Below are 22,807 nucleotides of genomic sequence, written 5' to 3'. Positions count from 1 at the left end.
TGGGTGGACGGCGGGGGCTTCGTGAGCCCCCGCCGTCATCACCCGAAGGTCCTGAAGGGTCAGGCCTGCTCGGCGTCCGCGGCCGGAGCCTCGGCGACGACCTCGGCGGCAACCTCGGCCTCGGCCTCGGCGGTGACCTCGGCGGCCTCGGCCGGGGCGTCGGCGGCCTCGGCGTCGGCGACCTTCTCGGTCTCGGCGGAGGTCTGGACCTCGGCGTCGTCCTTCTTCTCACCCTCGAGCAGGTCGCGCTCCCACTCGGCGAGGGGCTCGCCGGCGGCCTTCTCGCCCGGCTTCGAGTCGCCGGTCGCGGCGCCGGAGCGGGCGATGAGGCCCTCGGCGACGGCGTCGGCGATCACGCGGGTGAGCAGGGTGACGGAGCGGATCGCGTCGTCGTTGCCCGGGATCTTGTAGTCGACCTCGTCGGGGTCGCAGTTGGTGTCGAGGATCGCGACGACCGGGATCTTGAGCTTGCGAGCCTCGCCGACGGCGATGTGCTCCTTCTTGGTGTCCACGATCCAGACGGCGCTGGGCACCTTGGACATCTCGCGGATACCACCGAGGGTCTTCTCCAGCTTGGTCTTCTCACGCGAGAGGACCAGGAGCTCCTTCTTGGTGAGACCCGAGGCCGCGACGTCCTCGAAGTCGATCTGCTCAAGCTCCTTGAGGCGCTGCAGACGCTTGTAGACGGTGGAGAAGTTGGTGAGCATGCCACCGAGCCAACGCTGGTTGACGTACGGCATGCCGACACGCGTCGCCTGCTCGGCGATGGCCTCCTGGGCCTGCTTCTTCGTACCGACGAACATGATGGAGCCGCCGTGCGCGACGGTCTCCTTGACGAACTCGAAGGCGCGGTCGATGTACGACAGCGACTGGAGCAGGTCGATGATGTAGATGCCGTTGCGCTCCGTGAAGATGAAGCGACGCATCTTCGGGTTCCAACGACGGGTCTGGTGACCGAAGTGGACGCCGCTTTCCAGCAGCTCCCGCATCGTGACGACGGCCATGGCCGTATCTCCTTGGGTTTCTCGGTTGTATTCCTGACGCCCCGACGCGCCATGCCCACAAGGGACCGAAAGGCGCTGCCACGACCGGTGAGAGCTATGGCGGGGCGTGCGAAGTCGACCCGGTGACCCGAGTCGCCATAGGAAGTGTACGGGACCCCGGGAGCGGCGGGTGACGAAGCTGTCCACAACCGGCAGGTAGTCCACAGGAACCGTCCCGGACCCCCGTGAACCGGTCAGGCGGGGCAGCCTTCCCCCATGCGTCTCATGACCTTGCTCCTGGCCCTCGGCCTGCTGTGGCCGGTTGGCCCGCCCCCGCCCGAGATCCTCCGCGGCTGGCAGCCCCCGGCGGGCCCGTACGGCCCCGGCCACCGGGGCGTCGACCTGGCGGCCCCGTCCGGCACCCCGGTCCTCGCCCCGACGGCGGGCACGGTCTCCTTCGCGGGGCCGGTCGGGGGCCGCGGGGTCATCACCCTCACCCTCCCGGGCACGGGCACTCCCCCACTGCGCACGACCTTCTCCCCGGTGACCCCCCTGGTGGAAGCGGGCACCCGGGTCACCGCCGGCGCCCCCGTCGCCCGCGTCACACCGAGCACCCACTGCCCACGAGCCTGCCTCCACTGGGGCCTGCTCCGCGGCGACACCTACCTGAACCCGCTGCTGCTGATCGGGAGAGCCCCCTCACGGCTGTTGCCGACGGGCGGTTGATCGGGCAGGGACGCGCGGGCCGACAGGAGTGCGCGGATCCGGTCGGCGGACCCCGCTTGGGATGCGCGCACCGTCAGCCAGGAGCCGTCCGCGCAGACGATGTCCACCCGTCGCCGCAGCCTTCGCGGCCATGGGATGGCCCGCACGCCCGCGTGCGGGCACGACACCGCCTCCGACGGCTCCTGCCAGGAGGCCCGCAAAGACACCCTCTCGTCCGCCACGACGAGCAGCCCGTCGGCATCCTCGGCGCGCCTGGCGTCCCTCAGCCAGTACGCCGTGTGGACCGCGAGGACGAGCCGTCCCGCGTCGCTGTCCCAGCCGCCCCGCATGCCCGGCCCGGCCCACAGCCGCGTCAGGAGCCTGGAGGCCTTCCGCACCGGCTCGAACAGCGCGCCGAACGCCTCGAAGGGGTTCTCCGGCAGCGAGGACAGAAAACGGAAGAGGAAGAGGGAACACAGGGAGCGCCATCTCGTCCGGCGCGGGTGGGCCGGCAAGCGCCGTACCGCCGGCCGTCGCCCGTATCTCGGCAGTTCCACCCCGAACTCCATGTCCCCCACCCCCCGGGGAACTGTAGAGCGCTGCGGCGCGGCCCGCGAAGGTTCAGGCCGAGGAGCCGTTGACGCCGTGGAGGGCCATCGTGACCGCAGCCTCCGCGATGGCCGTGGGTTCCTCGGCCGCGCCGAGTTCGATGCGGCGGACGGCCGCGTCGACGACGCCCTGGAGGAGCATGGCGCCCAGGCGGGGCTCGGGCTGGCCCAGGGCGGCGAGGGCTTCGACGATCAGGGTGACGAGGCCGCCGTGGGCCGCGCGGATCTTCTCGCGGGCCCCGTCGTCCAGCTCGCTCGCCGAGATCGCGACGACCGCCCGGTGGCGCCGGTCCCCGACCAGGGCCAGCTGCGTGCGGACGTACGCCTCGACCTTGCCCTCGGGCGTATCGGCGCCGGCCATGGCGGTCTCGACCTCGGCGGCCCAGACCGGGAAGTCGACGGCGCACAGCTCTTCGACCACGGCCGCGCGCGAGCGGAAGTACTCGTACACCGAGGACCGGGCCAGGCCCGTGCGCTCGGCGAGTGCGGGGAAGGTCAACGCCTCCGTACCGCCCTCGGACAGCAGGGAACGCGCGGCGTCCAACAGGGCGCCTCGCTGCATCGTCCGGTGCTCGGCCACGGAGGCCGCTCGAATCCTGGGCACGGCTCCACTGTACGACCGGCCCCGGGTGGCTCAGCGTCCGACGTCGGCCAGTTTGGCGCGGAGCTGGAGGACCGACTTGGTGTGGATCTGGCTGACGCGGCTCTCGGTGACACCGAGGACGTGGCCGATCTCGGCCAGCGTGAGGCCCTCGTAGTAGTACAGCGTGACGACGGTCTTCTCACGCTCGGGGAGCGTGTTGATCGCCCGGGCGAGCAGTCGGCGCAGCTCGCGGTCCTCGGCGACCGCGACGGGGTTGTCCGCCGCGGTGTCCTCCAGCGTGTCCATCAGGGAGAGGCGGTCGCCGCCCTCGCCGCCGACGTGCAGCAGCTCCTCCAGGGCGACCACGTTCGCCAGGGACAACTGGCTGAAAACCGAGTGCAGTTCCTCCAGCGTGACGCCCATCTCCGCGGCGACCTCGCTCTCGGAGGGGGTGCGCCTGAGCTGTGCTTCGAGGGTCGCGTAGGCGCGCTCGACGTTGCGCGCCTTCTGGCGGACGGAGCGGGGGATCCAGTCCAGGGCGCGGAGTTCGTCGATCATGGCGCCGCGGATGCGGGTGATCGCGTACGTCTCGAACTTGATGGCGCGCTCGACGTCGAACTTCTCGATGGCGTCGATGAGGCCGAAGACCCCGGAGGAGACGAAGTCGGCCTGTTCCACGTTGGACGGCAGCCCCACGCTGACGCGTCCGGCGACGTACTTGACGAGCGGCGAGTAGTGCAGGATCAGCTGCTCCCGCAGCCGCTCGTCGCCCGAGTCCTTGTACGAGCGCCACAGCTCGTCGAGCGAGGTCGGTGCGGGTGGTCGCACGGCGCCCCGGGCTGCTGGGGGCACCGCAGCGCGGTCAGACCCGGAGGTGTGCTGGGGCATGCGTTGCCTTGAGCCGTTCTGCTGTCGGGTACGTCGGTGGGGGTGTCCTGAGGGGTGTCCTGTGGGGAATCCTGGTGAGCGTAGCGTGAGTGCGCCGTCGCGGTGCGCGAACATCGGCGGATCGCGCCGGTCCGGGTGGACACCGTCGGCCACATCTTCGAACCCGGGCCGTGGCGCGTGTCGACCCCTCGGTTCCGGCCGAGAGAACTCGATTGCTCATCGGCTTCACCCTGTCACCCGAATGCCCCAGGTCAAGTACCGCCTCGCCGCGCGTTCGACTCGCGAGTGACCGTGTTCGTCAACTGCCAGCCCTCTCCGTACCGTTCGACGAAGCCGAGGGCGTGCAGTTCGTACAGCTTCGCGAGGGTGTCGTCAGGGGTGGTTCCGGCACGGCGGGCGATGACGGTCGTCGGGGTGGGGCCGCGGGCGGGGACGGCTTCGAGGATGTGCGCGGTGGCGGGCGCGAGCAGGTCGCGCGGCAGGACGGGGCCGCGGCGGGCGGGGGCCAGTTCGCCCATGTCGCCGACGAGTTCGACGATCTCCTGGGCGTCGGTGACGAGGGTGGCGTCGCCCCGGAGGAGCTCGTGGACTCCGGCGGAGAGAGCGCTGGTGACGGGCCCGGGGACGCCCATGGTGTGCCGCCCGAGACGGGCGGCGGCACGGGCGGTGACGAGGGAGCCGCTGCGGTGCTGGGCCTCGACGACGACGGTGCCGCGGGTGAGGGCGGCGATCACGCGGTTCCGGAGGATGAAGCGGCTGGGTGTGGGGTGACTGTCGGGCGGCAGTTCCCCGACGACGAGTCCTTGTTCGGCGATGCGGCCGATGAGCCCGCCGTGGCCTCGGGGGTACGGGGTGTCGACGCCACAGGCGAGGACGGCGACGGTGGCTCCGCCGGCGGCGAGGGCACCGCGGTGGGCCGCGCCGTCGATGCCGTAGGCGGCGCCGGAGACGACGACCCAGCCCTGTCGGGCGAGGCCGGTGGCGAGGTCGGCCGCGATGTGGGCGCCGTACGGGGTGCAGGCGCGGGCACCGACGAGGGCGACGGAGCGCAGGGCCCAGGTCCGCAGGTCGGCGGGCCCGCGGAGCCAGAGGCCGAGCGGGCGGGCGTGGCCGAGGTCGTCGAGTTGACGGGGCCATTCCGTGTCGCCGGGAACGAGGAAGCGTCCGCCGAGACGGTGCACGGTGTCGAGGTCGCGGGCGGGTTCGGCGGCGGTGGCGCGTCGTCGCCAGCTGTCGACGCGTTTGGCTCCGGTGCCGGGGAAGGGGTCGTCGCCGGGGTGGAGGAGTCGGTCGAGAAAGCCGATGGCTCCGTGGTGGCGGAGCCAGCGGCCGGCGTGTTCGTCGCCGGGTTCGACGGCCCGGGTGAGGGTGGCGCGGGCGAGTCGCTCGTCCGTGGCCTCCGTGGCCTCCGTGGCGCCAGGGATCTGGGGGCCGGTCATGTGCGCTCCCCCGCTCCGACGGGCACGCCGCGGGCGATGCCGGTGCGCATTTCGAGGGCGAGGGCGATGTCCTCGCTGTCGGGCCGGTCGTGTCCGGCGAGGTCGGCGACGGTCCAGGCGACGCGGAGGACGCGGTCGACACCGCGGGCGGTGAGGAGTCCGCGCTCGATGTCGCGTTCGGCCGCGGCGAGGGCGCCGGGTGCGGCGAGGTAGCGCGTACGGAGTTCGTGTCCGGGGATCTCGCTGTTGACGCTCCAGGGAGTGTCGGACAGGCGTGCGGTGGCGCGGGCTCTGGCCTCGTGGACGCGGGCGGCGACCACGGCGGTGGTCTCGCCGCGCCCGCCGTGTCCGAGGAGGTCGGAACGGGTGACGGGTTCGACTTCGACGCGCAGGTCGACGCGGTCGAGGAGGGGTCCGGAGAGGCGTGCCTGGTAGCGGCGGATGAGGGAGGCGGGGCATTCGCAGCCGGCGCCGAGGAGGGTGTGCCTCCCGCAGGGGCAGGGGTTGGCGGCGAGGGCGAGGAGGAAGCGGGCGGGGAGGCGGACGACGCCCGCGGCGCGGGCGATGACGACGTGTCCGGATTCGAGGGGCTGGCGGAGTGCGTCGAGGACCTTGCCGGAGAACTCGGGGGCTTCATCCAAGGAGGGGGACTTACTCCGCCCGATGTGCCAGCGCGTAAGGTGCTGGCCTGAGCAGGAGGAACACAGAACATGGCAAGGGTCCTGGGCGCGCTGCGCCTGTCGAGAGCGTCCGATGAGTCGACCTCAGTCGTTCGGCAGAAGGTAGCCATCCAGCGATGGGCGGACAGTCGAGGGCACACGATCGCCGGATGGGTCGAGGACGTAGACGTCTCCGGAGCCATCGCTCCCTGGGAGCGACCGGGTCTCGGTCAGTGGCTCCCGTCGACCATCGGCAAGGAAGTGAGCGCGGTAGAACAGCGCCTCGCATGGGAGCTCGCACGAGTCGATGAGTGGGACATCTTGTGCGGGATGAAGCTCGACCGGATCTCTCGGCGAGTCCTGCACATCGCTCAGCTTGTCGACTGGGCCGAGGCGCACGACAAGGAGATCGCGGCAGCAGAGGACGGCTTCGACCTCTCCTCGCCGATGGGCAAGATTCTGTTTCAGCTCATCGCAGCGTTCGCTGAGGGTGAGCTCGAAGCGATCAAGTACCGAGCCAAGTCCTCGTACGTGCACCTGATGAAGTCCGGTCGGTGGCGCGGCGGCTTCGTGCCGTACGGGTACCGAGCGGAGAAGGACGCCGAGGGCGATGGCTGGAAGCTGGTACCCGACGAGTACGGCACAGCTACTGCCGGAGTCGTGCGGGAGATCGTCCGCCGCATCGTCGAGGACGGGCACGCCATCAACGCCGTGTGCCGCTGGCTGAACGAGGAGAAGGTTCCGAGTTCGCTGGATGCTCAGCGCATCCGGGCAGGTAAGGAACCGAAGGCCGCTCTCTGGCGCGTCGGCAACCTGACCAAGATGCTCCGCTCTCACACGCTTCTGGGTCGAGTCGAGATGACCGAGGAGATCAGCCTCCCGGATGGCACGAAGGAGAAGAGGACTCGTCTCGTACGGGACGCCGAGGGGCTCCCGCTCCAGCGGGCGGAGCCGCTCCTCAGTAAGACGGAGTGGGACCAGCTTCAAGCGAAGCTTACGGAGAATGCTCGCCCGAACGCCGGGCACCGTCACGACAGGAGCCCGCTCCTGCGTGTGGCGTTCTGTGTCTGCGGTCGCCCCCTCTACCGGAACAACGGAAGAACGGCGATGTACTACCGGTGTAGCTCCCGGAACATCTCGGGCGCCGAGTGCGGGCAGAACGAAGCCATCCGGGCCAAGCACCTGGAGGAGGCCATCGAGGAGGCGTTCCTCCGAGCTGTCGGCCACGCTCAGATCATCCGCCGGACCTTCCGCCCCGGAGTCGACCACACACAACACGTGGCCGAGGTGACGCGCGCTCTGGCCGAACTCCGCGAGGACCGCGAGGCAGGGCTCTACTCCTCGGAACTCGGCAAGAAGGAGTACCGGGAGGAGTACCTCAGGCTCGAAGCGAAGCGGGAGGCACTCGCCTCCATGCCTGTAGTGCCGGACCAGTGGGAGGAAACTTCGACCGGCCAGACATACAGGGACAGGTGGGCAGAGCTCACGTCTCCGGCGGAGAAGAACAAAGAGCTCCGCGAGGCAGGCGTGAAGGCGATCGTCCACGGGGAGAAACTCCCGTACGCGCTTCCCTTGGCCGAGATCGGCGAGACCGAAGGAACGGTGCGACACACGCTTGGGAGGGTTGAGCTCCTGCTCCCAAGGGATCTCTACCACCGAGTGCGCGGCTTCGCCGCTGAGCACGTCGCGTAGCGCTTGCTCGACTGGCCCCGCTCTCACCAGAGGGCGGGGCTTCGTCATGCCCGATCAGAAAGGCGGCGGCTCTTGCCCTGCTTCTTCGATCCGGTCGGTCAAGCTGCCGTAGTCGAAGCCCACCGGCACGGGAGCTGCGTAAGCGTCTCCGAACCACTTCCGGCGGCGCTCCTCTTGCTTGACCGTGTCCAGGTCTACGAAGGACAAGGAGGGGGCCGAAGGCCCTTCAGGGGAGCCAGCGCTTTCGTCTTCCTGCTGAGAGCCGCTTTCGCGGCTCACCTTCGCAGACTGCTTGCGCTCTTCGTCTTCGCGTTGTCGGCCCCCTCCGGGGGGCCGCTCTTCGCTTCCCGGCTTGCTCTTCGCCGCTGGCTCTACAGTCTTTCCGCCGTCGCTCTTAAAGGTATGTAGGTTGTATGGCTTCTGAGCCATACCCCCCTGCTTCGGCAAGGTGAGCCGGTAGATCACGGGACCATCCGAAACCTTGCCAGTTCTCGCAAGCCAGCCGGCCTCGCGCAACCTCGCGATGATCTTGTTGACCGTCTGCTCTGGAGCCTTCCCGCCGTAGCCGAGCTCCCTGGCGATCGTCCCGTTCGACGGGCAGACGTTCTCGCCCGTCTCGTAGTCCGCGTACAACGCCATGGCGACGCCGACCAACTTCTCTGCGTGCTTCATGTTCGAGCGCACCAGCGCACGACGCCATACGTGCTCGTGAATGTCGGGCTTCCCTTCTCCGAAGACTCATACGGACTCCAAAAACTACAGCTCTCCAGTGACAAAGAAGCAGGTCACCCCGTGTGAGGCGCCTCTCAAACGGACCCCAGAACCGTGGCGGAATCTGAGCTGCTAAGACATGGCGGTCGACGTGGGCCCCCTTCGGGGGTCATACCCCCACCCCCTCGCCGTCGCCCTGGTCACGCCCTTGCCTCCGCCGTTGGCAGGCGTGCCCGTGCCACACAGCAGGCGAACGGCTGTGCGCCTCTCTGGGAGGCCGACAGGGCGCAGGCGCCACGAAGGACGAGAGCGAAGCGGCAGGCTGACAGGCAGGCGCACAGCCGCTCGACAGGGCAGCGGGAAGCCGCAGAGAGAGGGCGCATCAGCGCCCCATCGAGCGCGAGCCCCAGGGCCACGACTACCCCGCGACAGAGCGTCCCGTAAACCTTCGTTATCGGGACGGTCCAGGCAGGCTCGGGGCGTGTCCGATTCACCCCCGCTCGACAGTCCCGCAACCCGTCCCGAAAGATCACCCCTCGGGCTAGCTTTCGGGACACGTTTATGGGACTGTCTGCTCATGACCACGAACACCCCGGCCGTACAGGTCGAACGCCACGCCTGCCCGAAGTGCGATGCCCCTGCCGGTAGCCCCTGCCGTACGACCACGGGCAAGGTGGCAGCGAACTACCACACGGGACGCTTCGCCCTGGTGCCCGCGCTCAAGGCGGAACTGACCGTGAAGACTCCGGCCGACCGCAACCCCGGCAAGGCATGGACAGCAGGCACGCCCGTCCCGCAGGCACCCGACGCGATACCGGGCGCAGCGATCCGACTGGGCTACGCCCGTTGCTCCACGGTGGGGCAGGAACTCCAGTCCCAGTTGGACATGCTTGCCCGCGCCGACTGCACCCGCGTGTTCTCGGAGAAGATCAGTACCCGTGTGAAGGAACGGCCGGAGCTTGAGAAGGCGCTCGCCCTGGCACGGGAGATCAAGGCAGCCGCGCCGAATCAGCCGGTCATCCTGACCGTGGTCGAGATGAAGCGTCTTGCCCGCAGTGCGTCCGAGCTGATGACGCTGTCTTCCACCCTTCAGGCGGACGGCATCCAACTGGAACTCCTGTCCGGTCCCCTTCAGGGTGTGTACGACCCGAACGGGGCAGGTGCCATCGTGTTCGCCGTCCTCGCCGTGAGTGCAGAGGTTGAGCGGGAAGGCATCCGGGAGAAGACGTTGGAAGGGCTGGACGCTGCGGCCCGTAAGGGCAACGTCGGTGGGCGTCCGTCCGTCGTAGACGACGACAAGCTAGCCGTAGCCCGTGCCAGGCACGCCAAGGGAGACAGCGTCACGTCCATCGCTAAGGCCCTGGGAATCGGCCGTGCCACGTTGTACCGCCACCTGGGAGAGAGCGCCTGAGGCAGGCGCACAGGGACACAGACAGGCCCCCGGCATCACGTCGGGGGCATTGTCATGCCCGACAGTGAGGAAGCCCCTGCCAGCCACGGGGCAGCTGACAGGGGCCGTGTGTTCCTCACCGTGCGTCGGGCAGTTGCACGGCACCCCGCGTACGAGGGCGGACCGGGTCGTGACTCGGAGCGCGTCCGCTCCTGCGCGGGAACGTCTCCCGCTGTCTGGCGTTGCCCGATCGGGGAACCTCAGGCCCGCCCCTACCGTGTCGCACCGCCGCGATTACGGGAGGGACGGGAGCTTTCGTCATCGGCACGCACGACGATCGCGAACGAGGTGCACAGTCGACGGAAGGACTTGTGCCCGCTCAGCCCCGTGTGGCTCATGCACTCCACATCCACAGCCGCGCCGTCCGCCGAAGCCGTCGCCTTCCACTTGCAGGACAGGCACTCTGCTTCGAACGTCACATCGGTATCCGGATGCCGCGTTATCCGATGTGTCACGAACCGCAAGGCCGCACGAGTCATCGCGCCGAGCGCCCGCCGTGCGGGTGGTTCCGGATCTCCACATCGGCATCCGTCGCAGCCGACAAGTCCCCCTCCGCAACCGCCGCCGCCTTCTGCTTTCGCAAGGAGTCGCAGACACCGCAGCCCTTGACCGGCTTAGGAGGGACAGAGGGAAGCGAGAGGTGAACAGGTCCATCCATGGTCGTCAGCATTTTCACGGCTTACGCCTCCCCGGCTTCGGTGATCCGCTGGAAGCAGCCAACTCCACATACGCCGGCTCGCCTAGCCGGTTTCCTGTTCACGCAAAAGCTCGTCTCGGATGCCTTCGATCAGGGCCCTCATGTCGTCATCGACAAGAGCAGTCCCGCCGAATCCTTCGAACTTGGATACATACAGGGCAACGTCTCGGGGGTCAGTCACTACCGTCTCCGCATGAACCGTCTCAATGGTTACCGTCCGGTCGTCCTTAATAGAGAACGAGTGACCCGGAAAATCCACCTGCGGGGTGCACAGTGCGACGATTCGGATATCCACATTGGGCAGCCGTGATGCGGAAATCAATCGATCGAGCTGCCCCACCATTACCAAGGGTGGAAGAATCCGCCATCGGAGAACTGATTCCGTAATGATGAAGCGGAACTTCTTACCTTCCGAGTACAAGACGCTTTGTCTCGCCAGTCTCGCACCGATGGTCCGCTCCAGCTGCGCTTCCGCCAAGTTCTTTCGAGCGAAAACCGCCCGCACGTACTCGGGAGTCTGGAGCAGACCGGGAATTAGCGAGGGTTGGAACAGGCGCAACAGGGTCATCTGCGATTCGATCGCCTGTACCTGTTGCTGTTTCCTGCTGTACCCCAGACGTCGAATAAGGCGCCACGCCGTGACCTCAGTGGCCGCCTCTCTGGCGGCAGCCATGTACTCGGCCTTAACCCCATCGGATACGCCTATAGCCGTGAGGATGCAGTCGACGTCCGTAACGCTCGGAGCTGCGTTCCCGTTCTCAATCTTGGAAAGCTTGGAACGAGACATGGCAGCGCCACGGGCAACCGCTTTCGCTTCCAGTCCGGAAGACTCCCGCAGTTCCCGCAGCGCTGACCCAAGGCTGGACTTGTTCACTCGCCGTACTTCGCCCACCATTCAGAGAACGGCACGGCCTGAGTCATTGCCGTGTCCCTGTACGCCAAGAACCTAGACAGCTGGTCTTCTCCGAAGAACTCGACGCCCAGGTACTTTCCCTCTCCGTCATAATTCATGGCTCCGACAACCCGGTCATCGAAGAGCCAGAAGTCCGGGGCATCCTGAATCGGGTTCTCCTGGCTGGTCGTATCCAGGATGAAAAACTCTTCCCCGGCCGCCATGTTTCGACGGTAACCCCAGGAGAGTTCGAACCGCAGGTAATCCGTCAGGGGACGGGCGAGGATGTGGACGCGGTAGATGCGCTTTCCCGATTGGACTGCGTCCCCGACCGTCGTCATCCATCCAGCCGTCTTGTAATCCTCCGGCTGCGGTTCGCCGGCGAGGAATGCGTGGTAGGCATCAACACCACCCGACTTGCTGTAATCGTCCAGCGTCTCCAGCCGGAACGCTTCCCGACCGAAGTCCTTGAACCAATCCCCCAGCGTCTTAGATGAGGTTGTCACGAATGGCCTTTCGGATGAGCTCGATGGGGATTTCCACCAGGGTTTCGTGAGCTGGAATCTCCAGCCCGTGGTCAGCCACCTTGTCCCCCTGGATGGCCAGCGTTCCCCGGTCCGTTGCGTAGATGGTCGGACACTCGCCCTCGTCGCACTCGCCTACCAGTCGTGTCAGCTTCACAGCCTGCCCCCTCGTCATCGGGTGTCGCGTCCGATGCTCGCGGCCCCCACCGGGAGGCACAAGGGGTTCGAGTTTCCGTTACTGGAAACCGGACGGCAGTGCTGACGGGCACCGCCCGCAGGAGCACGGGTGAACGGGCCCGTGCTGGCCGATCTCCCGCCGAGCGTGGCGGAAGGCCTAGCGCACAGAGATGGGCCGCTGTGCGGCCTCTGAGCCGCGCTGTGGGGCTCTGGCCCTACGCCTCCCCCGCCGATGGGGTACTGTCCGGCACGGCGTAAGTCCGCCTCCCTCGCTTCGTCCAGAAAGAGAATGCCGCGGTGTGCCAGGGAGACGGCGCCTGGCCTGGGGAGGCCGTTGCCGCCGCCGACGAGGGACTGCATGGTGGCGGAGTGGTGGGGCGCGCAGTAGGGGGCGCGGCGGACGAGGGGTTCGCCGGGCGGGAGGATGCCGGCCACGGAGTGGACGGCGGTGACTTCGAGGGATTCCTGCCGGGTGAGGGGCGGGAGGATGCCGGGGAGTCGCTCGGCGAGCATGGTCTTCCCCGCGCCCGGAGGGCCGGAGAGCAGGAGGTGGTGGCTGCCGGCGGCGGCGATCTCCAGGGCGTGGCGGGCCCGGTGCTGGCCGGCGACGTCGGCGAGGTCGGGTCCTTCGGTGGGGTCGGCGGCGAGTCCGGTGCCGATGCCGGCGCCGGGGACGAGGAGCCCGGCGAGCATGGCGTCGGGTCGTCCTTCCTCGGTGGGTTCCTCGTCGGGGACGGGTTCGTCGGTGAGGACGGCGATCAGCTGGCGGAGGGTCCGGACGCCGAGGACGGAGACGCCGGGGACGAGTGCGGCTTCGCCGGCGGTCTGTTCGGGGACGACGACCTGGCGGTATCCGGCGTCGGCTGCGGCGAGGACGGCGGGCAGGACGCCTCGGACGGGGCGGACGCGTCCGTCGAGTCCGAGTTCGCCGATGAGGACGAGGTCGGCGATGGTGCGGGGGTCGATCCGCTCGGCGGCGCCGAGTACGGCGGCCGCGACGGCCAGGTCGAAGCCGCTGCCGCTCTTGGGGACGGACGCGGGGCTGAGTCCGACGGTGAGTTTCTTCTGGGGCCATTCGGCGCCGGAGTTGACGACGGCGGCGCGAACGCGGTCGCGGCTCTCACTGAGGCTCTTGTCGGGGAGGCCGACGAGGGTGAAGGCGGCGACGCCGGGTTCGAGGTCGGCCTGGACCTCGACGACGACGCCTTCGACGCCGACGAGGGCGACGGAGCAGGTGCGGGCGAATCCCATCAGGCCACCCCCTGGGCGTGGGTGAGGACGGGGGCGCCCTTGCGGGGGAGGACGATGCCGACGAGGTCGATGCGGACGCCGCCCGTGGGGGCGGGGGTGCCGCTGCGGTCGAGCCAGCAGGCGGCGAGGCGGCGGAGACGCTCGACCTTGGTCGGGGTCACGGCGGCCATCGGATGTTCGTAGGCACCGTGGCGGCGGGTCTTGACCTCGCAGATGACGAGGGTGTCGCCGTCTCGGGCGACGATGTCGATCTCTCCGGCCCGGCCGCAGCGCCAATTGCGGGCGAGGATGTGCATGCCGGTCGCGGTGAGCCGGCGGGTAGCCAGCTCTTCTCCGTACCGTCCGAGGGCTTGGGTCCTGTTCATGCGGTACCACCTCCGTCACCGACTGTGACGGAGTGGACCGGACCGCGTGCGGGCCTGTGGAGGGCCGGGGCACTGTGGAGAACTCGCTCACCCCTGAGGGTGATTCAGGAGCGGTGGCTCAGGGGTGGCTCAGGGGTCGTTCAGGATGGTGCAGGAGAGCGTCAGCTGCCGGGGAGTTCGAGGTCGCTCTTGTTGAGCTCCTCGATGTTCACGTCCTTGAAGGTGAGGACGCGGACCTGCTTGACGAACCTGGCCGGCCTGTACATGTCCCAGACCCAGGCGTCAGCCATGCTGACCTCGAAGAAAACCTCACCTTGCACCGAGTGCACCTGCATCTCGTAGTCGTTGGTGAGATAGAAACGTCGCTCGGTCTCGATCACATATTTGAACAGCCCGACGACGTCGCGGTACTCCCGGTAGAGCTTCAGCTCCATCTCGGTCTCGTACTTCTCGAGGTCCTCGGCGCTCATGGCATGTTCCCCTTCAGCCGTGCGTCCACCTATTGTGCGCCAGCGGGCCGCACCCCTAGACGATTTCCGGGGCGAGGACCACCGGTGCACTCGGAGGTCCCTCGTCGAGCAGCGTGCGCAGCAGCTCGGCGAGTCTGGTCGGGTACACCGTCTCACGGGCCGCCGACAGTTCGGCGGAGGTCCACCATCTGAGGCCCGCGAGGCTGCGGGTCTCCAGCTCCGTGAGGGCCTGGGGACGGGGTTCGGTACCGGACCGGGGGACGCGGGCCAGGTAGTACCACTCGTCCTGGTCCCAGCGGCGCCCGTCGAAGGGGAAGGAGCAGTACCGCTGCCACAGGACCGGTCCGAGCTCGGCGTCGGTGATGCCGGTCTCCTCGGCGAGTTCGCGCAGCGCGGCCTCCGCCCGGGTCTCGTCGCCTTCCAGGCCTCCGCCGGGGGTGAACCACCAGGTGTCGGCCGGGTCGTCCGGTTCGTACCCGTGCATGAGCAAGATGCGGTCGTCGGGGTCGAGGAGAACCACCCTCGCCACCTGTCGCACGGCGGGCCTCGGCTCGGCGGGCCTCGGCTCGGCGGAGGGAGCAGGATCCGTCATGACCCCACCTTCTCTCCCGCCCCGGGCCGCGCACCGGAACCCGCCCCGGTTCGTGTCCCGGAGCCCGTCCCGCCCGGCCGCCGCGTCAGGAGTCGCGCCACCGGCCCGTACGCGGCCCCCGCCAGGATCAGTACGCACCCGGCCGCGATCGCGGCGAAGAGGGCCGTGAAGGGCCCCGGTGTCGAGATCCCGCCGGGCAGGGCGGCGAAGCCCGTCGCGGGCGTCAGGAGGCCCTCGGCGGGCCAGGCGACGGCGTCGACCCTGGCGACGATCGAGGAGCGGGGTACGGACCCCTGTCCGGCCTCCTCCATGTGCGAGCGGGAGTCGAGCGAGGTGTGGCGGTCGTCGCCGAGGAGGAAGAGGTTCCCTTCGGGAACGGTCACGGAGAACTCCTGGCCCGACGCGACGACCTCGCCGCCCGGCCCGGGGCGCAGATAGGGCTCGTCGACGGCCTGGCCGTTGACGGTGAGCCTGCCGTCCCGGTCGCAGCAGGCGACGGTGTCGCCGCCGACGGCGACGACCCGCTTGACCATCGGGGAGGAGCCCCACAGCGCGTCGGCGAAGACGACGACGTCACCGCGCCGCACCTCGTCGCCGTCGATGCGCTCGGCGAGGACCCGCGAGCCGACGGCGATGGTGGGGGTCATGGAGTCGGTGGGGACGGTGTACGGCCGGTAGACCAGCGCTCCCCAGACGAAGCCCCCGAGGAAGAGCACACAGCCGACGGCCACGGTCAGCCCCGACAGCACGCTGCCGAGGCGGCCGTGGCCGCCCACTGCTTTTCTGTTTCCGCTCATGCGCACCCCAGAGGTCTGTCGACGGTCCGGGACGGCAATCTACCCGCGGGTCACTACTCGGCGGTATGCCCTGCCGCGCGCTTCTTCCGGCGCCACAGCACCAGCGGGAGCGCTCCGGCCAGACCGGCCGCGCCCAGCGGGGCGGCGGCCACGGCCTGGTCGAGGCCGGGCTGGTCGAAGACGTCGGGCACCGGGAGGGTGGCCCAGCGGGTGACGGGCCAGGCGATCACGACGGCACGGCCCACGACCAGGTCGTTCGCGACGGTGCCGGCGCCGGGGAGCTGCTGGTGGAAGCGGGAGTCCAGCGAGTTCTGCCGGTTGTCGCCCATGACCCAGATACGGCCCTCGGGGACCTTGACCGGGCCGAAGGAGTCCTGGCAGGGCACGGAGCCGGGGTAGAGGTACGCGCTCTCGTCCAGGGTCTTGCCGTTGAGGACGACCTTGCCGCCCTCCTTGCAGGAGACCGTGTCGCCGCCGACCGCGATGACCCGCTTGATGAGGTCCTTCTCCTCGGCGGACGGCATGAGGCCGATGAAGCTGAGGAACTTCTGGACGACGTTCGGTTCGGGTGTGGTCTGGCCTTCCAGCCAGCCGCCCGGGTCGTGGAAGACGACGACCTCGCCCCGCTCCGGCTCGGAACCGAACCACGGGGTGAGCTTGTCGACGAGGACGCGGTCACCGCGCTGGAGGGTGTTCATCATCGATTCCGAGGGAATCGAGAACGCCTGCACCAGGAAGGTCTTGATCAGGAGCGCGAGCACCAGGGCGATGCCGATGAGGAGGGGCAGTTCCTTCCAGAAGGAACGGGGCTTCTTCGGGCTCCTGCCCGACCTTCCCGACGCCTCGCCGTCGTCGTCGTGCGCCCGCTCGTCATCCGTCACATCGTCACCCGTCACGTCGCCGCCGATGGCCTCGTCGGCCCTCTTCTCGGGCTCATCGTGTCCGGATCGTGCGCCGACGGCCAAATCCCCCACATCAACTCCTCACTCCGTGCGATCGCCTGCCCCGGAACAGGGACAGGCCCACCACTCCCATAACGAGCAGAAGTTCCGCAGGGGTCGGGAGCCCGGGCAATCCGTTCAGATTGCGCGGGGACACACTATGCGACAGACCGAGCGCGGGCTCGGAACTCGCACGCCCGTCCGGTACGGCGGCGAAGGTCTCCCGCTCCTCCAGGCTCCGCCAGTTCCCGACCGGCCAGGCGATCACGACGGCGCGCCCCACGACCTGCTCCTCGGAGACGGTGCCGTGGTCCTTCTCGTCGAGGTGGTAGCGGGAGTCCGCCGAGTTGGAGCGGTGGTCGCCGAGGACGAAGATCCGGCCTTCCGGGACCTTCACCTCGAAGGGGATCGTGGACGGCTTGTTCCCGGGGTGCAGGTACGGCTCGTCCAGGGGGACGCCGTTGACGGTGAGCCGCCCGTCCTTGTCGCAGCAGCGGACGGTGTCGCCTCCGACGGCGACGACCCTCTTGATGAGGTCGCGGTCGTCGGCCGAGGGCAGCAGTCCGATGAAGGTCAGGGCCTGCTTGACCTGCTTGATGCCGATCGGGTCCTCGGAGGCCGGCGCGGCCTCCTTCTGGAGCCAGTTGCCGGGATCCTTGAAGACGACGACGTCGCCGCGCTGGGGCCGGGAGCCGAACCAGGGGGTGAGCTTGTCGACGAGGACCCGGTCGTCGATGCGGATCGTCTGTTCCATGGAGCCGGAGGGGATGACGAACGCCTGGACCAGGAACGTCTTGAGGACGAGCGCGATGAGCACGGCGACGGTGACGAGGATCGGGATCTCGCGGATCGCGGAGCGCTGTCGGCGGCGCTTGACCTTGCGGGCGAGTCTGCGCCGCTCGGCCCGTCCCGGCAGTGGCGCGGGGCCGGGGGCGTGGGCGGGTCCGTGTGCGGTGCCCCGGGCGGGCCCGCCCGGCGGTCGGCCGCGGCTACCCATGGGGGCGGCCCGTGCCGTGCCCGCCGGCCGCCGCGGTGGGAGCCGGTACGGCGTCGAAGGCGCCCGTCCCGGGCACGGTGGACCAGCGGTCGAAGGGCCAGGCGATCCAGTCGGCGCGTCCGACGACCTTGTCGACGGGGACCATGCCGCCGCCAGGGCTGCCGAGGTGGTCGCGGGAGTCGCTGGACTGGCTCCGGTGGTCCCCCATCACCCAGAGCTTGCCCTCGGGGACGACGATGTCGAAGGGGACCCTGGACGGCTGGTCGCCGAGCATCACGTACCGCTCCTCGACGGGGACGCCGTTGACGGTGAGCCGCCCGTCCTTGTCGCAGCAGACCACCCGGTCGCCGCCGACGCCGACGACCCGCTTCACGAAGTCGGTCTCGTCGGGTTCCGCGAACCCGAGGGCGGCCGCGGCGTCGTGCAGGAGCCCGCTGACCGGATTGCCGTCGAGATCCTCCCGTACGAAGGAGCCGGTGCCGTCGAAGACGACGACGTCGCCCCGGCGCGGCTCGCTGCCGAAACGGTACGCCAGCTTGTTCACGAGGATCCGGTCGCCGATCCGGAGCGTCGGCTCCATGGAGCTGCTGGGGATCAGGAACGGCTGGATCACGAAGTGGCTCAGGAGCAGCAGGAAGAGCACGCAGGCGACGCCGAGGAAGCCCGTACGCCGCCAGGAAACGCGCGCGGAGCGCGACCCGTCCTCCATGTCGGTGGAGGGGTCGCGCTCCGTGTGCTGTGCTTCGGTGTCCATCGGGGACAGAGCCTATCCGGCCCGTCTGTGCGAGGACCTCAAGCGTCGCGTGAGCGGTGAGCCGGGGCTCAGCGGTCGCGCTTCTCCTTGATCTTGGCAGCCTTGCCGCGCAGCTCACGCAGGTAGTAGAGCTTGGCGCGACGGACGTCACCGCGGGAGACGAGCTCGATCTTCTCGAAGATCGGGCTGTTCACCGGGAAGGTGCGCTCGACGCCGACGGAGAACGAGACCTTGCGGACCGTGAAGGACTCGCTGACGCCCGCGCCCTGGCGGCGGATGACGACGCCCTTGAACTGCTGGATACGGGAGCGGTTGCCTTCGATGACGCGCACGTGGACGTTCACGGTGTCACCGGCGCGGAAGGCGGGGAGGTCGGAGCGGATGGAACCCGCGTTGACCTGGTCGAGCAGGGAGGCCATGGAGGTCTCTTTCCTCGCTGATGCCACAGGTCATCAGCGGTACGTTCGGATGTCTGGGGTGCCGTGCGTCCCAGGCGGGCGTCGTTCCCCCTGTGGCAGGGGCGCGCGCCGGACGGACGACAGCGGCCTATTCTTCCACGTCGGGGAGCCTGCGCCAAAATCGGCCACCGGGCTCGGGCGCCCACCCCATCATCGAGAGGATCTCGCGGTCCTTCTTGTCGAAGGCGGTCGGATCACAGCGCTCGATGAGGTCGGGCCGGTTCGCGACGGTACGCCGGAAGGCCTCGTCCCGCCGCCAGCGCGCGATCTTCCCGTGGTGCCCGCTGAGCAGGACGTCGGGGATGCCCCGGCCGCGCCACTCTGGGGGCTTCGTGTAGACGGGCCCCTCCAGGAGGTTGGCCATGGCGCCGGGGGCGAAGGAGTCGTCGCGGTGGGACTCGGCGTTGCCGAGGACGCCGGGCAGCAGACGGGCCACGGCCTCGGTGACGACGAGGACGGCGGCCTCTCCGCCGGCGAGGACGTAGTCGCCGATGGAGACCTCGTAGACGGGCATCCGGGTCGCGTACTCGTCCATGACGCGGCGGTCGATGCCCTCGTAACGGGCCGGCGTGAAGATCAGCCAGGGCCGCTCGGAGAGCTCGACGGCCAGTTCCTGGGTGAAGGGCCGGCCGCTGGGGGTCGGGACGACGAGGACCGGGCCGTGGGCGCCGGCCTCGTAGCCGTCGGCGAGCGTCTCGTCGAGCGCGTCGCCCCAGGGCTCGGTCTTCATGACCATGCCGGGGCCGCCGCCGTACGGGGTGTCGTCGACCGTGTTGTGCCGGTCGTAGGTCCAGTCGCGCAGGTGGTGGACGTGGACGTCGAGCTGGCCCCGCGCGCGCGCCTTGCCCACGAGGGAGACGTTCAGCGGTTCGAGGTACTCGGGGAAGATCGTGACGACGTCGAGCCTCATTCCCCTTCCTCCTCGGACTCCTCGGACTCATCGCGGGAGGAGACGATCACGGCGCGGTCGTCGATCAGGCCGGGCGGCGGGTCGATGACGGCCCGCTGCTCCTCCAGGTCGATCTCGGTGACGATCGACGACACGAAGGGGATCATCAGCTCGGTGCCGTCGGGCCGCTCGACGATGAAGAGGTCCTGGGACGGCAGGTGGGAGATCTCGGTGATCCGGCCGATCTCGGTGCCGTCGGCGAGGACGACGTCGAGGTCCATGAGCTGGTGGTCGTAGTACTCGTCCTCCTCCTCCGGCATCTCCTCGGGGTCGATCTCGGCGATGAGGAGGGTGTTGCGCAGGGCCTCGGCGGCGTTGCGGTCGCGGACGCCCTCGAAGCGCAGCAACAGCTTGCCGCTGTGGACCTTGCCGGACTCGATGGTCAGCGGCCCGGCGGCGGCCGGGTCGGTCAGCAGGACGGCTCCGGGGCCGAGCCTGAGCTCGGGCTCGTCGGTCCGCACCTCGACGGTGACCTCGCCCTTGATGCCGTGGGCGCGGCCGATCCGCGCGACTACCAACTGCACTGCTCCACACTCTCCTGTCACACAGCTCGTACGACACAAACGACAACGGGCCGGGGTGGGCGTAAGCCCTCCCCGGCCCGTGCCGGCACATCATTCAACCGATGCGGCCGACTTGTTCAGCGGACCTGGTCCACGTCGACGAGGTCGACTCGGATCCCACGGCCGCCGATGGCGCCCACGACGGTACGCAGCGCACGCGCGGTGCGGCCGTTGCGGCCGATCACCTTGCCGAGGTCTTCGGGGTGTACCCGGACCTCCAGCACGCGGCCACGGCGCAGGTTGCGCGAGGCGACCTGCACATCGTCGGGGTTGTCGACGATGCCCTTCACGAGGTGCTCGAGAGCCTCCTCGAGCATGCTCAGGCCTCGGTCGACTCGGTCGACGCGGCCTCGGCCTCGTCAGCCTTCTTGTCGGCCTTCTTGGCCTTCTGGGTGATGGCCTCACCCTTGTCGTCGCCGGACTCGAGGGTCTTCGCGAACTCGTCGAACGAGGCGCGCTTCGCCTCCTTCGTCGCGGGGACGAGCAGGGCCTTCTCGGGGGCCGGGAGGCCCTTGGCCTTCTGCCAGTCGCCCGTGAGCTTCAGGATGGCGAGGACGGGCTCGGTCGGCTGGGCGCCGACGGACAGCCAGTACTGCGCACGCTCGGAGTCGACCTCGATACGCGACGGGTTGTACGTCGGGTGGTAGAGGCCGATCTCCTCGATCGCACGACCGTCGCGGCGGGTGCGCGAGTCGGCGACGACGATGCGGTAGTGCGGCTGGCGGATCTTACCGAGGCGCTTGAGCTTGATCTTGACTGCCACTGGAGTGGTGTCTCCTGGTCTTGACGTGGTTGGGCACTTTGAGATGCCACGTGGGGTTGCGGTACTCGGATGCCCGATGGACGCGTCAGCCGGAGGAGAGAGGGGTCCTATGCGACTGTCGAGTACAGCTGTCCATTGTGCCACACGCCGAGGGGGTGCCTCGTCGGTCAGCTGGCGGCGCCGACCGTCTCCGGGATGCGGAAGGGTTTGCCGCAGCCGCCGCAGACGATCGGGGCCTGGGCCAGCACGGACGGCACCACGCGGACGTTCCGCCCGCAGTCGCAGACGGCCTTGACGCGGACGCCGCCGCCTGAGGAGCCGTGCCGGGCGGCCGGTCCTCTGAAGGAGCGCTTCGTGTCGGCCGCGGTCGCGACGGTGTGGGCCTTGAGGGCCCGCTGGAGGCGCTCGATGGTGGGGCGGTAACGTCGCCGCGCCTCCGGGTTGAGCGTGACCAGGGAGAAGCCGCTGCTCGCGTGTGGCTCCTCGGGGTGGTCGAGCCCCATCTCCTCGGCGATCGCGAGGAATCTGCGGTTGTGGTAGCGGCCGGCGCGGGAGGTGTCGCGGACCCCCCGGGCGGCGGCGATGCCGTGGACTGCCTCGTGGAGCAGTCGCTCGAAGGAGAGCTCGGCGCCGCAGGCGGACGAGGACTCTCCGATCAGGGACTCGGGCGCGGCTAGATCGGGCAGCTCGGGGTGGTGCCGCTGAATGTCGGCCCACGCCTGTGCCAGCTCTGCGGCGAGAACAGGTGGTGTCGTGCTCACGTCGTGTACAACGAGCCGATGGGCCCCCGGGTTCCATTCCGGGGCATCCCAAATATTTTGCACTTACCCGTCAGTTGCCATTGATGCGTCCTGACGAGGGCCAGTGCGCCGATCTGCGGAGAAGCCGCGCAGGGAGCGTCAAGCCGGTGCGTAGTGACGCATACGCCCCGGCGCGTGGCCGTGGTGCGCGCGCCCCCGCGAGGGGCTCCCGAAGCGTCCTGGGACGGGGGCGGGAAGCGTTGCAGGGACATTACCGGGTCGGCGTGCGCGGGCGCGCACCGCCCCTCCCCCGAGTGAATCGGTGCGGCGCGAGCACTGGACGCGGCCGGTGTTGCGCAGTTCCCTGACTACGGGGGGCTGTCGTCCAGGAACGGATTGGGGCTCTTTCCATGACACCTACGCTCGTCCCGCACCACCCCGCGCGTGACTGGGCCGAGATCCAGGAACGCATGCTCGTCCCGCTCTACGAGGCGGTGTACGACCGCGTCGGCGTGGGTGCGCGGTCCCGGCTGCTCGGCCTCGGCTCGGGCACCGGCCTGGCCCTGCTGATGGCGGCGGCGCGGGGCGCGCGGGTGGCCGGCGTGGACCGGGACCACGCGCGCGTGGAGCTGGCCAGGGAGCGTCTCCCGGAGGACGTGACGGTCGCGGAGGAAGCGGCGGAGGTGCCGGCGGGCGACGGCCCGTACGACGTGATCACGGCCTTCCACGCGACGGCCGGGCTGCTCCCCGAGCTCACGGCGCTCACCCGTATGGCGCAATCGGACGCGGTGGTCGTCCTCGCGGGGTGGGGGCCTCCGGAGCGGTGCGCCACGGAGCCGGTGCTGCGGGTCGCGGACCGGCTCGCGGACCGGGCGCCGTCGGTGCGGGCCGACCTGGACGGTCTGGTGGCGGCGATGGGGCTCCGGCCGGCCGGTTCGGGGCGGGTCGCCTGCCCCTTCGGGTACGCGGACGGGGCCAGTGCCGTGCGCGGGCTGCTGTCGACGGGCGCGTTCGACGAGGCCGTGCGGGCGACCGAGCTCTCGCAGGTGGAGAAGGAGATCGAGGAGGCGCTGGCCCCGTACGTCCGGGCGGACGGGACGGTGTGGATGCCGAACGTCTTCCGGTACGTGCTCGCCCACGTGCGGTGAGGCCTCGCGGC

26 protein-coding genes and 2 pseudogenes are annotated in these 22,807 nt (G+C 69.3%); 4 read left to right on the top strand and 24 right to left on the bottom strand.

Translation table 11 applies throughout. The features are described 5' to 3' along the window. Positions 1-59: 59 nt before the first annotated feature. Positions 60-1,004, bottom strand: a complete 945-nt coding sequence (gene rpsB, locus ACFWWU_RS05630) for a 30S ribosomal protein S2 (RefSeq protein WP_384139330.1) — start codon at positions 1,002-1,004, stop codon at positions 60-62. A gap of 255 nt (positions 1,005-1,259) precedes the next feature. Here rpsB and ACFWWU_RS05625 point away from each other — a divergent pair, with 255 nt between their 5' ends. Further along, positions 1,260-1,709: a murein hydrolase activator EnvC family protein gene (locus ACFWWU_RS05625; RefSeq protein WP_384139327.1), complete on the top strand. Its 450-nt coding sequence runs from the start codon at positions 1,260-1,262 to the stop codon at positions 1,707-1,709. Here the strand turns inward: ACFWWU_RS05625 and ACFWWU_RS05620 are convergent. The 5 genes and pseudogenes from ACFWWU_RS05620 to ACFWWU_RS05600 form a co-directional block, all read right to left on the bottom strand. Then, positions 1,646-2,257 (bottom strand): hypothetical protein, encoded by a 612-nt coding sequence (locus ACFWWU_RS05620; RefSeq protein ID WP_384139325.1) that lies wholly within the window; start codon positions 2,255-2,257, stop codon positions 1,646-1,648. The two genes, ACFWWU_RS05625 and ACFWWU_RS05620, sit on opposite strands and share 64 nt — an antisense overlap. A 52-nt stretch (positions 2,258-2,309) precedes the next feature. Next, positions 2,310-2,876, bottom strand: a complete 567-nt coding sequence (locus ACFWWU_RS05615; RefSeq protein WP_384139589.1) for a TetR/AcrR family transcriptional regulator — start codon at positions 2,874-2,876, stop codon at positions 2,310-2,312. Between the two features lie 54 nt (positions 2,877-2,930). Beyond that, positions 2,931-3,767, bottom strand: coding sequence for an RNA polymerase sigma factor WhiG (gene whiG, locus ACFWWU_RS05610; protein WP_384139322.1), 837 nt, complete (start codon positions 3,765-3,767; stop codon positions 2,931-2,933). Between the two features lie 251 nt (positions 3,768-4,018). Beyond that, positions 4,019-5,206, bottom strand: coding sequence for a DNA-processing protein DprA (dprA, locus tag ACFWWU_RS05605; protein WP_384139319.1), 1,188 nt, complete (start codon positions 5,204-5,206; stop codon positions 4,019-4,021). Further along, positions 5,203-5,847, bottom strand: a pseudogene (locus ACFWWU_RS05600) (ATP-binding protein); the annotation flags it as partial. The pseudogene ACFWWU_RS05600 and the gene dprA, both read right to left, overlap by 4 nt. Before the next feature lie 69 nt (positions 5,848-5,916). Here ACFWWU_RS05600 and ACFWWU_RS05595 point away from each other — a divergent pair. Next, positions 5,917-7,557, top strand: a complete 1,641-nt coding sequence (locus ACFWWU_RS05595) for a recombinase family protein (protein ID WP_384139316.1) — start codon at positions 5,917-5,919, stop codon at positions 7,555-7,557. A 54-nt stretch (positions 7,558-7,611) separates the two neighbouring features. Here ACFWWU_RS05595 and ACFWWU_RS05590 read toward each other — a convergent pair whose 3' ends face one another. Beyond that, a complete protein-coding gene (locus ACFWWU_RS05590; protein WP_384139313.1) occupies positions 7,612-8,229 on the bottom strand; it encodes a helix-turn-helix domain-containing protein in 618 nt (205 codons plus the stop codon). Positions 8,230-8,845: 616 nt separating this feature from the next. Between ACFWWU_RS05590 and ACFWWU_RS05585 the strand changes: the two genes are divergently transcribed. After that, positions 8,846-9,679 carry a recombinase family protein gene (locus tag ACFWWU_RS05585; protein ID WP_384139310.1) on the top strand — a complete coding sequence of 278 codons (834 nt, stop codon included), beginning with the start codon at positions 8,846-8,848 and terminating at the stop codon, positions 9,677-9,679. Positions 9,680-10,458: 779 nt separating this feature from the next. Here the strand turns inward: ACFWWU_RS05585 and ACFWWU_RS05580 are convergent. From ACFWWU_RS05580 to ACFWWU_RS05500, 17 genes and pseudogenes are all read right to left on the bottom strand, one after another. Then, positions 10,459-11,289 (bottom strand): helix-turn-helix domain-containing protein, encoded by an 831-nt coding sequence (locus ACFWWU_RS05580; protein WP_384139307.1) that lies wholly within the window; start codon positions 11,287-11,289, stop codon positions 10,459-10,461. After that, positions 11,286-11,813 (bottom strand): DUF6879 family protein, encoded by a 528-nt coding sequence (locus tag ACFWWU_RS05575; RefSeq protein ID WP_384139304.1) that lies wholly within the window; start codon positions 11,811-11,813, stop codon positions 11,286-11,288. Before ACFWWU_RS05575 ends, ACFWWU_RS05580 begins: the two co-directional genes overlap by 4 nt. Continuing rightward, positions 11,797-11,988 (bottom strand): hypothetical protein, encoded by a 192-nt coding sequence (locus ACFWWU_RS05570; protein ID WP_384139302.1) that lies wholly within the window; start codon positions 11,986-11,988, stop codon positions 11,797-11,799. Before ACFWWU_RS05570 ends, ACFWWU_RS05575 begins: the two co-directional genes overlap by 17 nt. A gap of 280 nt (positions 11,989-12,268) precedes the next feature. Next, positions 12,269-13,259: pseudogene (locus ACFWWU_RS05565) on the bottom strand (YifB family Mg chelatase-like AAA ATPase); the annotation flags it as partial. Beyond that, positions 13,259-13,624, bottom strand: a complete 366-nt coding sequence (locus ACFWWU_RS05560; protein WP_384139299.1) for a YraN family protein — start codon at positions 13,622-13,624, stop codon at positions 13,259-13,261. The gene ACFWWU_RS05560 and the pseudogene ACFWWU_RS05565, both read right to left, overlap by 1 nt. Positions 13,625-13,785: 161 nt before the next feature. After that, positions 13,786-14,094 (bottom strand): DUF2469 domain-containing protein, encoded by a 309-nt coding sequence (locus ACFWWU_RS05555; protein ID WP_005311352.1) that lies wholly within the window; start codon positions 14,092-14,094, stop codon positions 13,786-13,788. 55 nt (positions 14,095-14,149) lie between these two features. Next, a complete protein-coding gene (locus ACFWWU_RS05550) occupies positions 14,150-14,686 on the bottom strand; it encodes an NUDIX hydrolase (RefSeq protein WP_384139296.1) in 537 nt (178 codons plus the stop codon). Further along, the gene (gene lepB / locus ACFWWU_RS05545) at positions 14,683-15,483 is read right to left on the bottom strand and encodes a signal peptidase I (RefSeq protein WP_384139294.1); all 801 of its coding nucleotides are present in this window, start codon (positions 15,481-15,483) and stop codon (positions 14,683-14,685) included. The genes ACFWWU_RS05550 and lepB (ACFWWU_RS05545) overlap by 4 nt, the downstream gene beginning before the upstream one ends. 53 nt (positions 15,484-15,536) lie before the next feature. After that, entirely contained in the window at positions 15,537-16,448 is a 912-nt protein-coding gene (gene lepB, locus ACFWWU_RS05540; protein ID WP_384139587.1) for a signal peptidase I, read from the bottom strand. Between the two features lie 10 nt (positions 16,449-16,458). Further along, a complete protein-coding gene (lepB, locus tag ACFWWU_RS05535; RefSeq protein WP_384139291.1) occupies positions 16,459-17,421 on the bottom strand; it encodes a signal peptidase I in 963 nt (320 codons plus the stop codon). Continuing rightward, positions 17,414-18,175 (bottom strand): signal peptidase I, encoded by a 762-nt coding sequence (lepB, locus tag ACFWWU_RS05530; RefSeq protein WP_384139289.1) that lies wholly within the window; start codon positions 18,173-18,175, stop codon positions 17,414-17,416. Before lepB (ACFWWU_RS05530) ends, lepB (ACFWWU_RS05535) begins: the two co-directional genes overlap by 8 nt. A gap of 68 nt (positions 18,176-18,243) precedes the next feature. After that, positions 18,244-18,594, bottom strand: coding sequence for a 50S ribosomal protein L19 (gene rplS / locus ACFWWU_RS05525; RefSeq protein WP_384139286.1), 351 nt, complete (start codon positions 18,592-18,594; stop codon positions 18,244-18,246). A gap of 127 nt (positions 18,595-18,721) precedes the next feature. Continuing rightward, on the bottom strand, positions 18,722-19,543 hold the full coding sequence (gene trmD, locus ACFWWU_RS05520) for a tRNA (guanosine(37)-N1)-methyltransferase TrmD (RefSeq protein ID WP_384139283.1): 822 nt from the start codon (positions 19,541-19,543) through the stop codon (positions 18,722-18,724). Next, on the bottom strand, positions 19,540-20,106 hold the full coding sequence (gene rimM / locus ACFWWU_RS05515) for a ribosome maturation factor RimM (RefSeq protein WP_384139281.1): 567 nt from the start codon (positions 20,104-20,106) through the stop codon (positions 19,540-19,542). Before rimM ends, trmD begins: the two co-directional genes overlap by 4 nt. 116 nt (positions 20,107-20,222) lie before the next feature. Beyond that, entirely contained in the window at positions 20,223-20,462 is a 240-nt protein-coding gene (locus ACFWWU_RS05510) for an RNA-binding protein (protein WP_030206382.1), read from the bottom strand. 2 nt (positions 20,463-20,464) lie between these two features. Next, the gene (gene rpsP / locus ACFWWU_RS05505) at positions 20,465-20,908 is read right to left on the bottom strand and encodes a 30S ribosomal protein S16 (protein ID WP_317602091.1); all 444 of its coding nucleotides are present in this window, start codon (positions 20,906-20,908) and stop codon (positions 20,465-20,467) included. Positions 20,909-21,075: 167 nt separating this feature from the next. Next, positions 21,076-21,669: a hypothetical protein gene (locus ACFWWU_RS05500; RefSeq protein ID WP_024755886.1), complete on the bottom strand. Its 594-nt coding sequence runs from the start codon at positions 21,667-21,669 to the stop codon at positions 21,076-21,078. 389 nt (positions 21,670-22,058) lie between these two features. Here ACFWWU_RS05500 and ACFWWU_RS05495 point away from each other — a divergent pair, with 389 nt between their 5' ends. Then, the gene (locus ACFWWU_RS05495) at positions 22,059-22,796 is read left to right on the top strand and encodes a methyltransferase domain-containing protein (RefSeq protein ID WP_384139278.1); all 738 of its coding nucleotides are present in this window, start codon (positions 22,059-22,061) and stop codon (positions 22,794-22,796) included. The last annotated feature ends 11 nt before the right edge of the window (positions 22,797-22,807 follow it).

It is taken from the genome of Streptomyces sp. NPDC058650 (assembly GCF_042717315.1).
Lineage (GTDB): Bacteria > Actinomycetota > Actinomycetes > Streptomycetales > Streptomycetaceae > Streptomyces.
The sequence above is the reverse complement of the archived record's forward strand: the minus strand, read 5'-3'. Positions and strand labels throughout refer to the sequence as shown.

Excerpts from the sequence above, each read along its gene's own strand:
- rpsB (WP_384139330.1), bottom strand. The coding sequence starts at position 1,004 with ATGGCCGTCGTCACGATGCGGGAGCTGCTGGAAAGCGGCGTCCACTTC.
- ACFWWU_RS05560 (WP_384139299.1), bottom strand. The coding sequence starts at position 13,624 with ATGAACAGGACCCAAGCCCTCGGACGGTACGGAGAAGAGCTGGCTACC.
- ACFWWU_RS05555 (WP_005311352.1), bottom strand. The coding sequence starts at position 14,094 with ATGAGCGCCGAGGACCTCGAGAAGTACGAGACCGAGATGGAGCTGAAG.
- ACFWWU_RS05595 (WP_384139316.1), top strand. The coding sequence starts at position 5,917 with ATGGCAAGGGTCCTGGGCGCGCTGCGCCTGTCGAGAGCGTCCGATGAG.
- rplS (WP_384139286.1), bottom strand. The coding sequence starts at position 18,594 with ATGGCCTCCCTGCTCGACCAGGTCAACGCGGGTTCCATCCGCTCCGAC.
- ACFWWU_RS05585 (WP_384139310.1), top strand. The coding sequence starts at position 8,846 with ATGACCACGAACACCCCGGCCGTACAGGTCGAACGCCACGCCTGCCCG.
- lepB (WP_384139289.1), bottom strand. The coding sequence starts at position 18,175 with ATGGACACCGAAGCACAGCACACGGAGCGCGACCCCTCCACCGACATG.
- lepB (WP_384139294.1), bottom strand. The coding sequence starts at position 15,483 with ATGAGCGGAAACAGAAAAGCAGTGGGCGGCCACGGCCGCCTCGGCAGC.
- trmD (WP_384139283.1), bottom strand. The coding sequence starts at position 19,543 with ATGAGGCTCGACGTCGTCACGATCTTCCCCGAGTACCTCGAACCGCTG.
- ACFWWU_RS05620 (WP_384139325.1), bottom strand. The coding sequence starts at position 2,257 with ATGGAGTTCGGGGTGGAACTGCCGAGATACGGGCGACGGCCGGCGGTA.
- dprA (WP_384139319.1), bottom strand. The coding sequence starts at position 5,206 with ATGACCGGCCCCCAGATCCCTGGCGCCACGGAGGCCACGGAGGCCACG.
- ACFWWU_RS05590 (WP_384139313.1), bottom strand. The coding sequence starts at position 8,229 with ATGAAGCACGCAGAGAAGTTGGTCGGCGTCGCCATGGCGTTGTACGCG.
- ACFWWU_RS05510 (WP_030206382.1), bottom strand. The coding sequence starts at position 20,462 with ATGCTCGAGGAGGCTCTCGAGCACCTCGTGAAGGGCATCGTCGACAAC.
- ACFWWU_RS05625 (WP_384139327.1), top strand. The coding sequence starts at position 1,260 with ATGCGTCTCATGACCTTGCTCCTGGCCCTCGGCCTGCTGTGGCCGGTT.
- ACFWWU_RS05495 (WP_384139278.1), top strand. The coding sequence starts at position 22,059 with ATGACACCTACGCTCGTCCCGCACCACCCCGCGCGTGACTGGGCCGAG.
- lepB (WP_384139291.1), bottom strand. The coding sequence starts at position 17,421 with ATGGGTAGCCGCGGCCGACCGCCGGGCGGGCCCGCCCGGGGCACCGCA.
- whiG (WP_384139322.1), bottom strand. The coding sequence starts at position 3,767 with ATGCCCCAGCACACCTCCGGGTCTGACCGCGCTGCGGTGCCCCCAGCA.
- ACFWWU_RS05550 (WP_384139296.1), bottom strand. The coding sequence starts at position 14,686 with ATGACGGATCCTGCTCCCTCCGCCGAGCCGAGGCCCGCCGAGCCGAGG.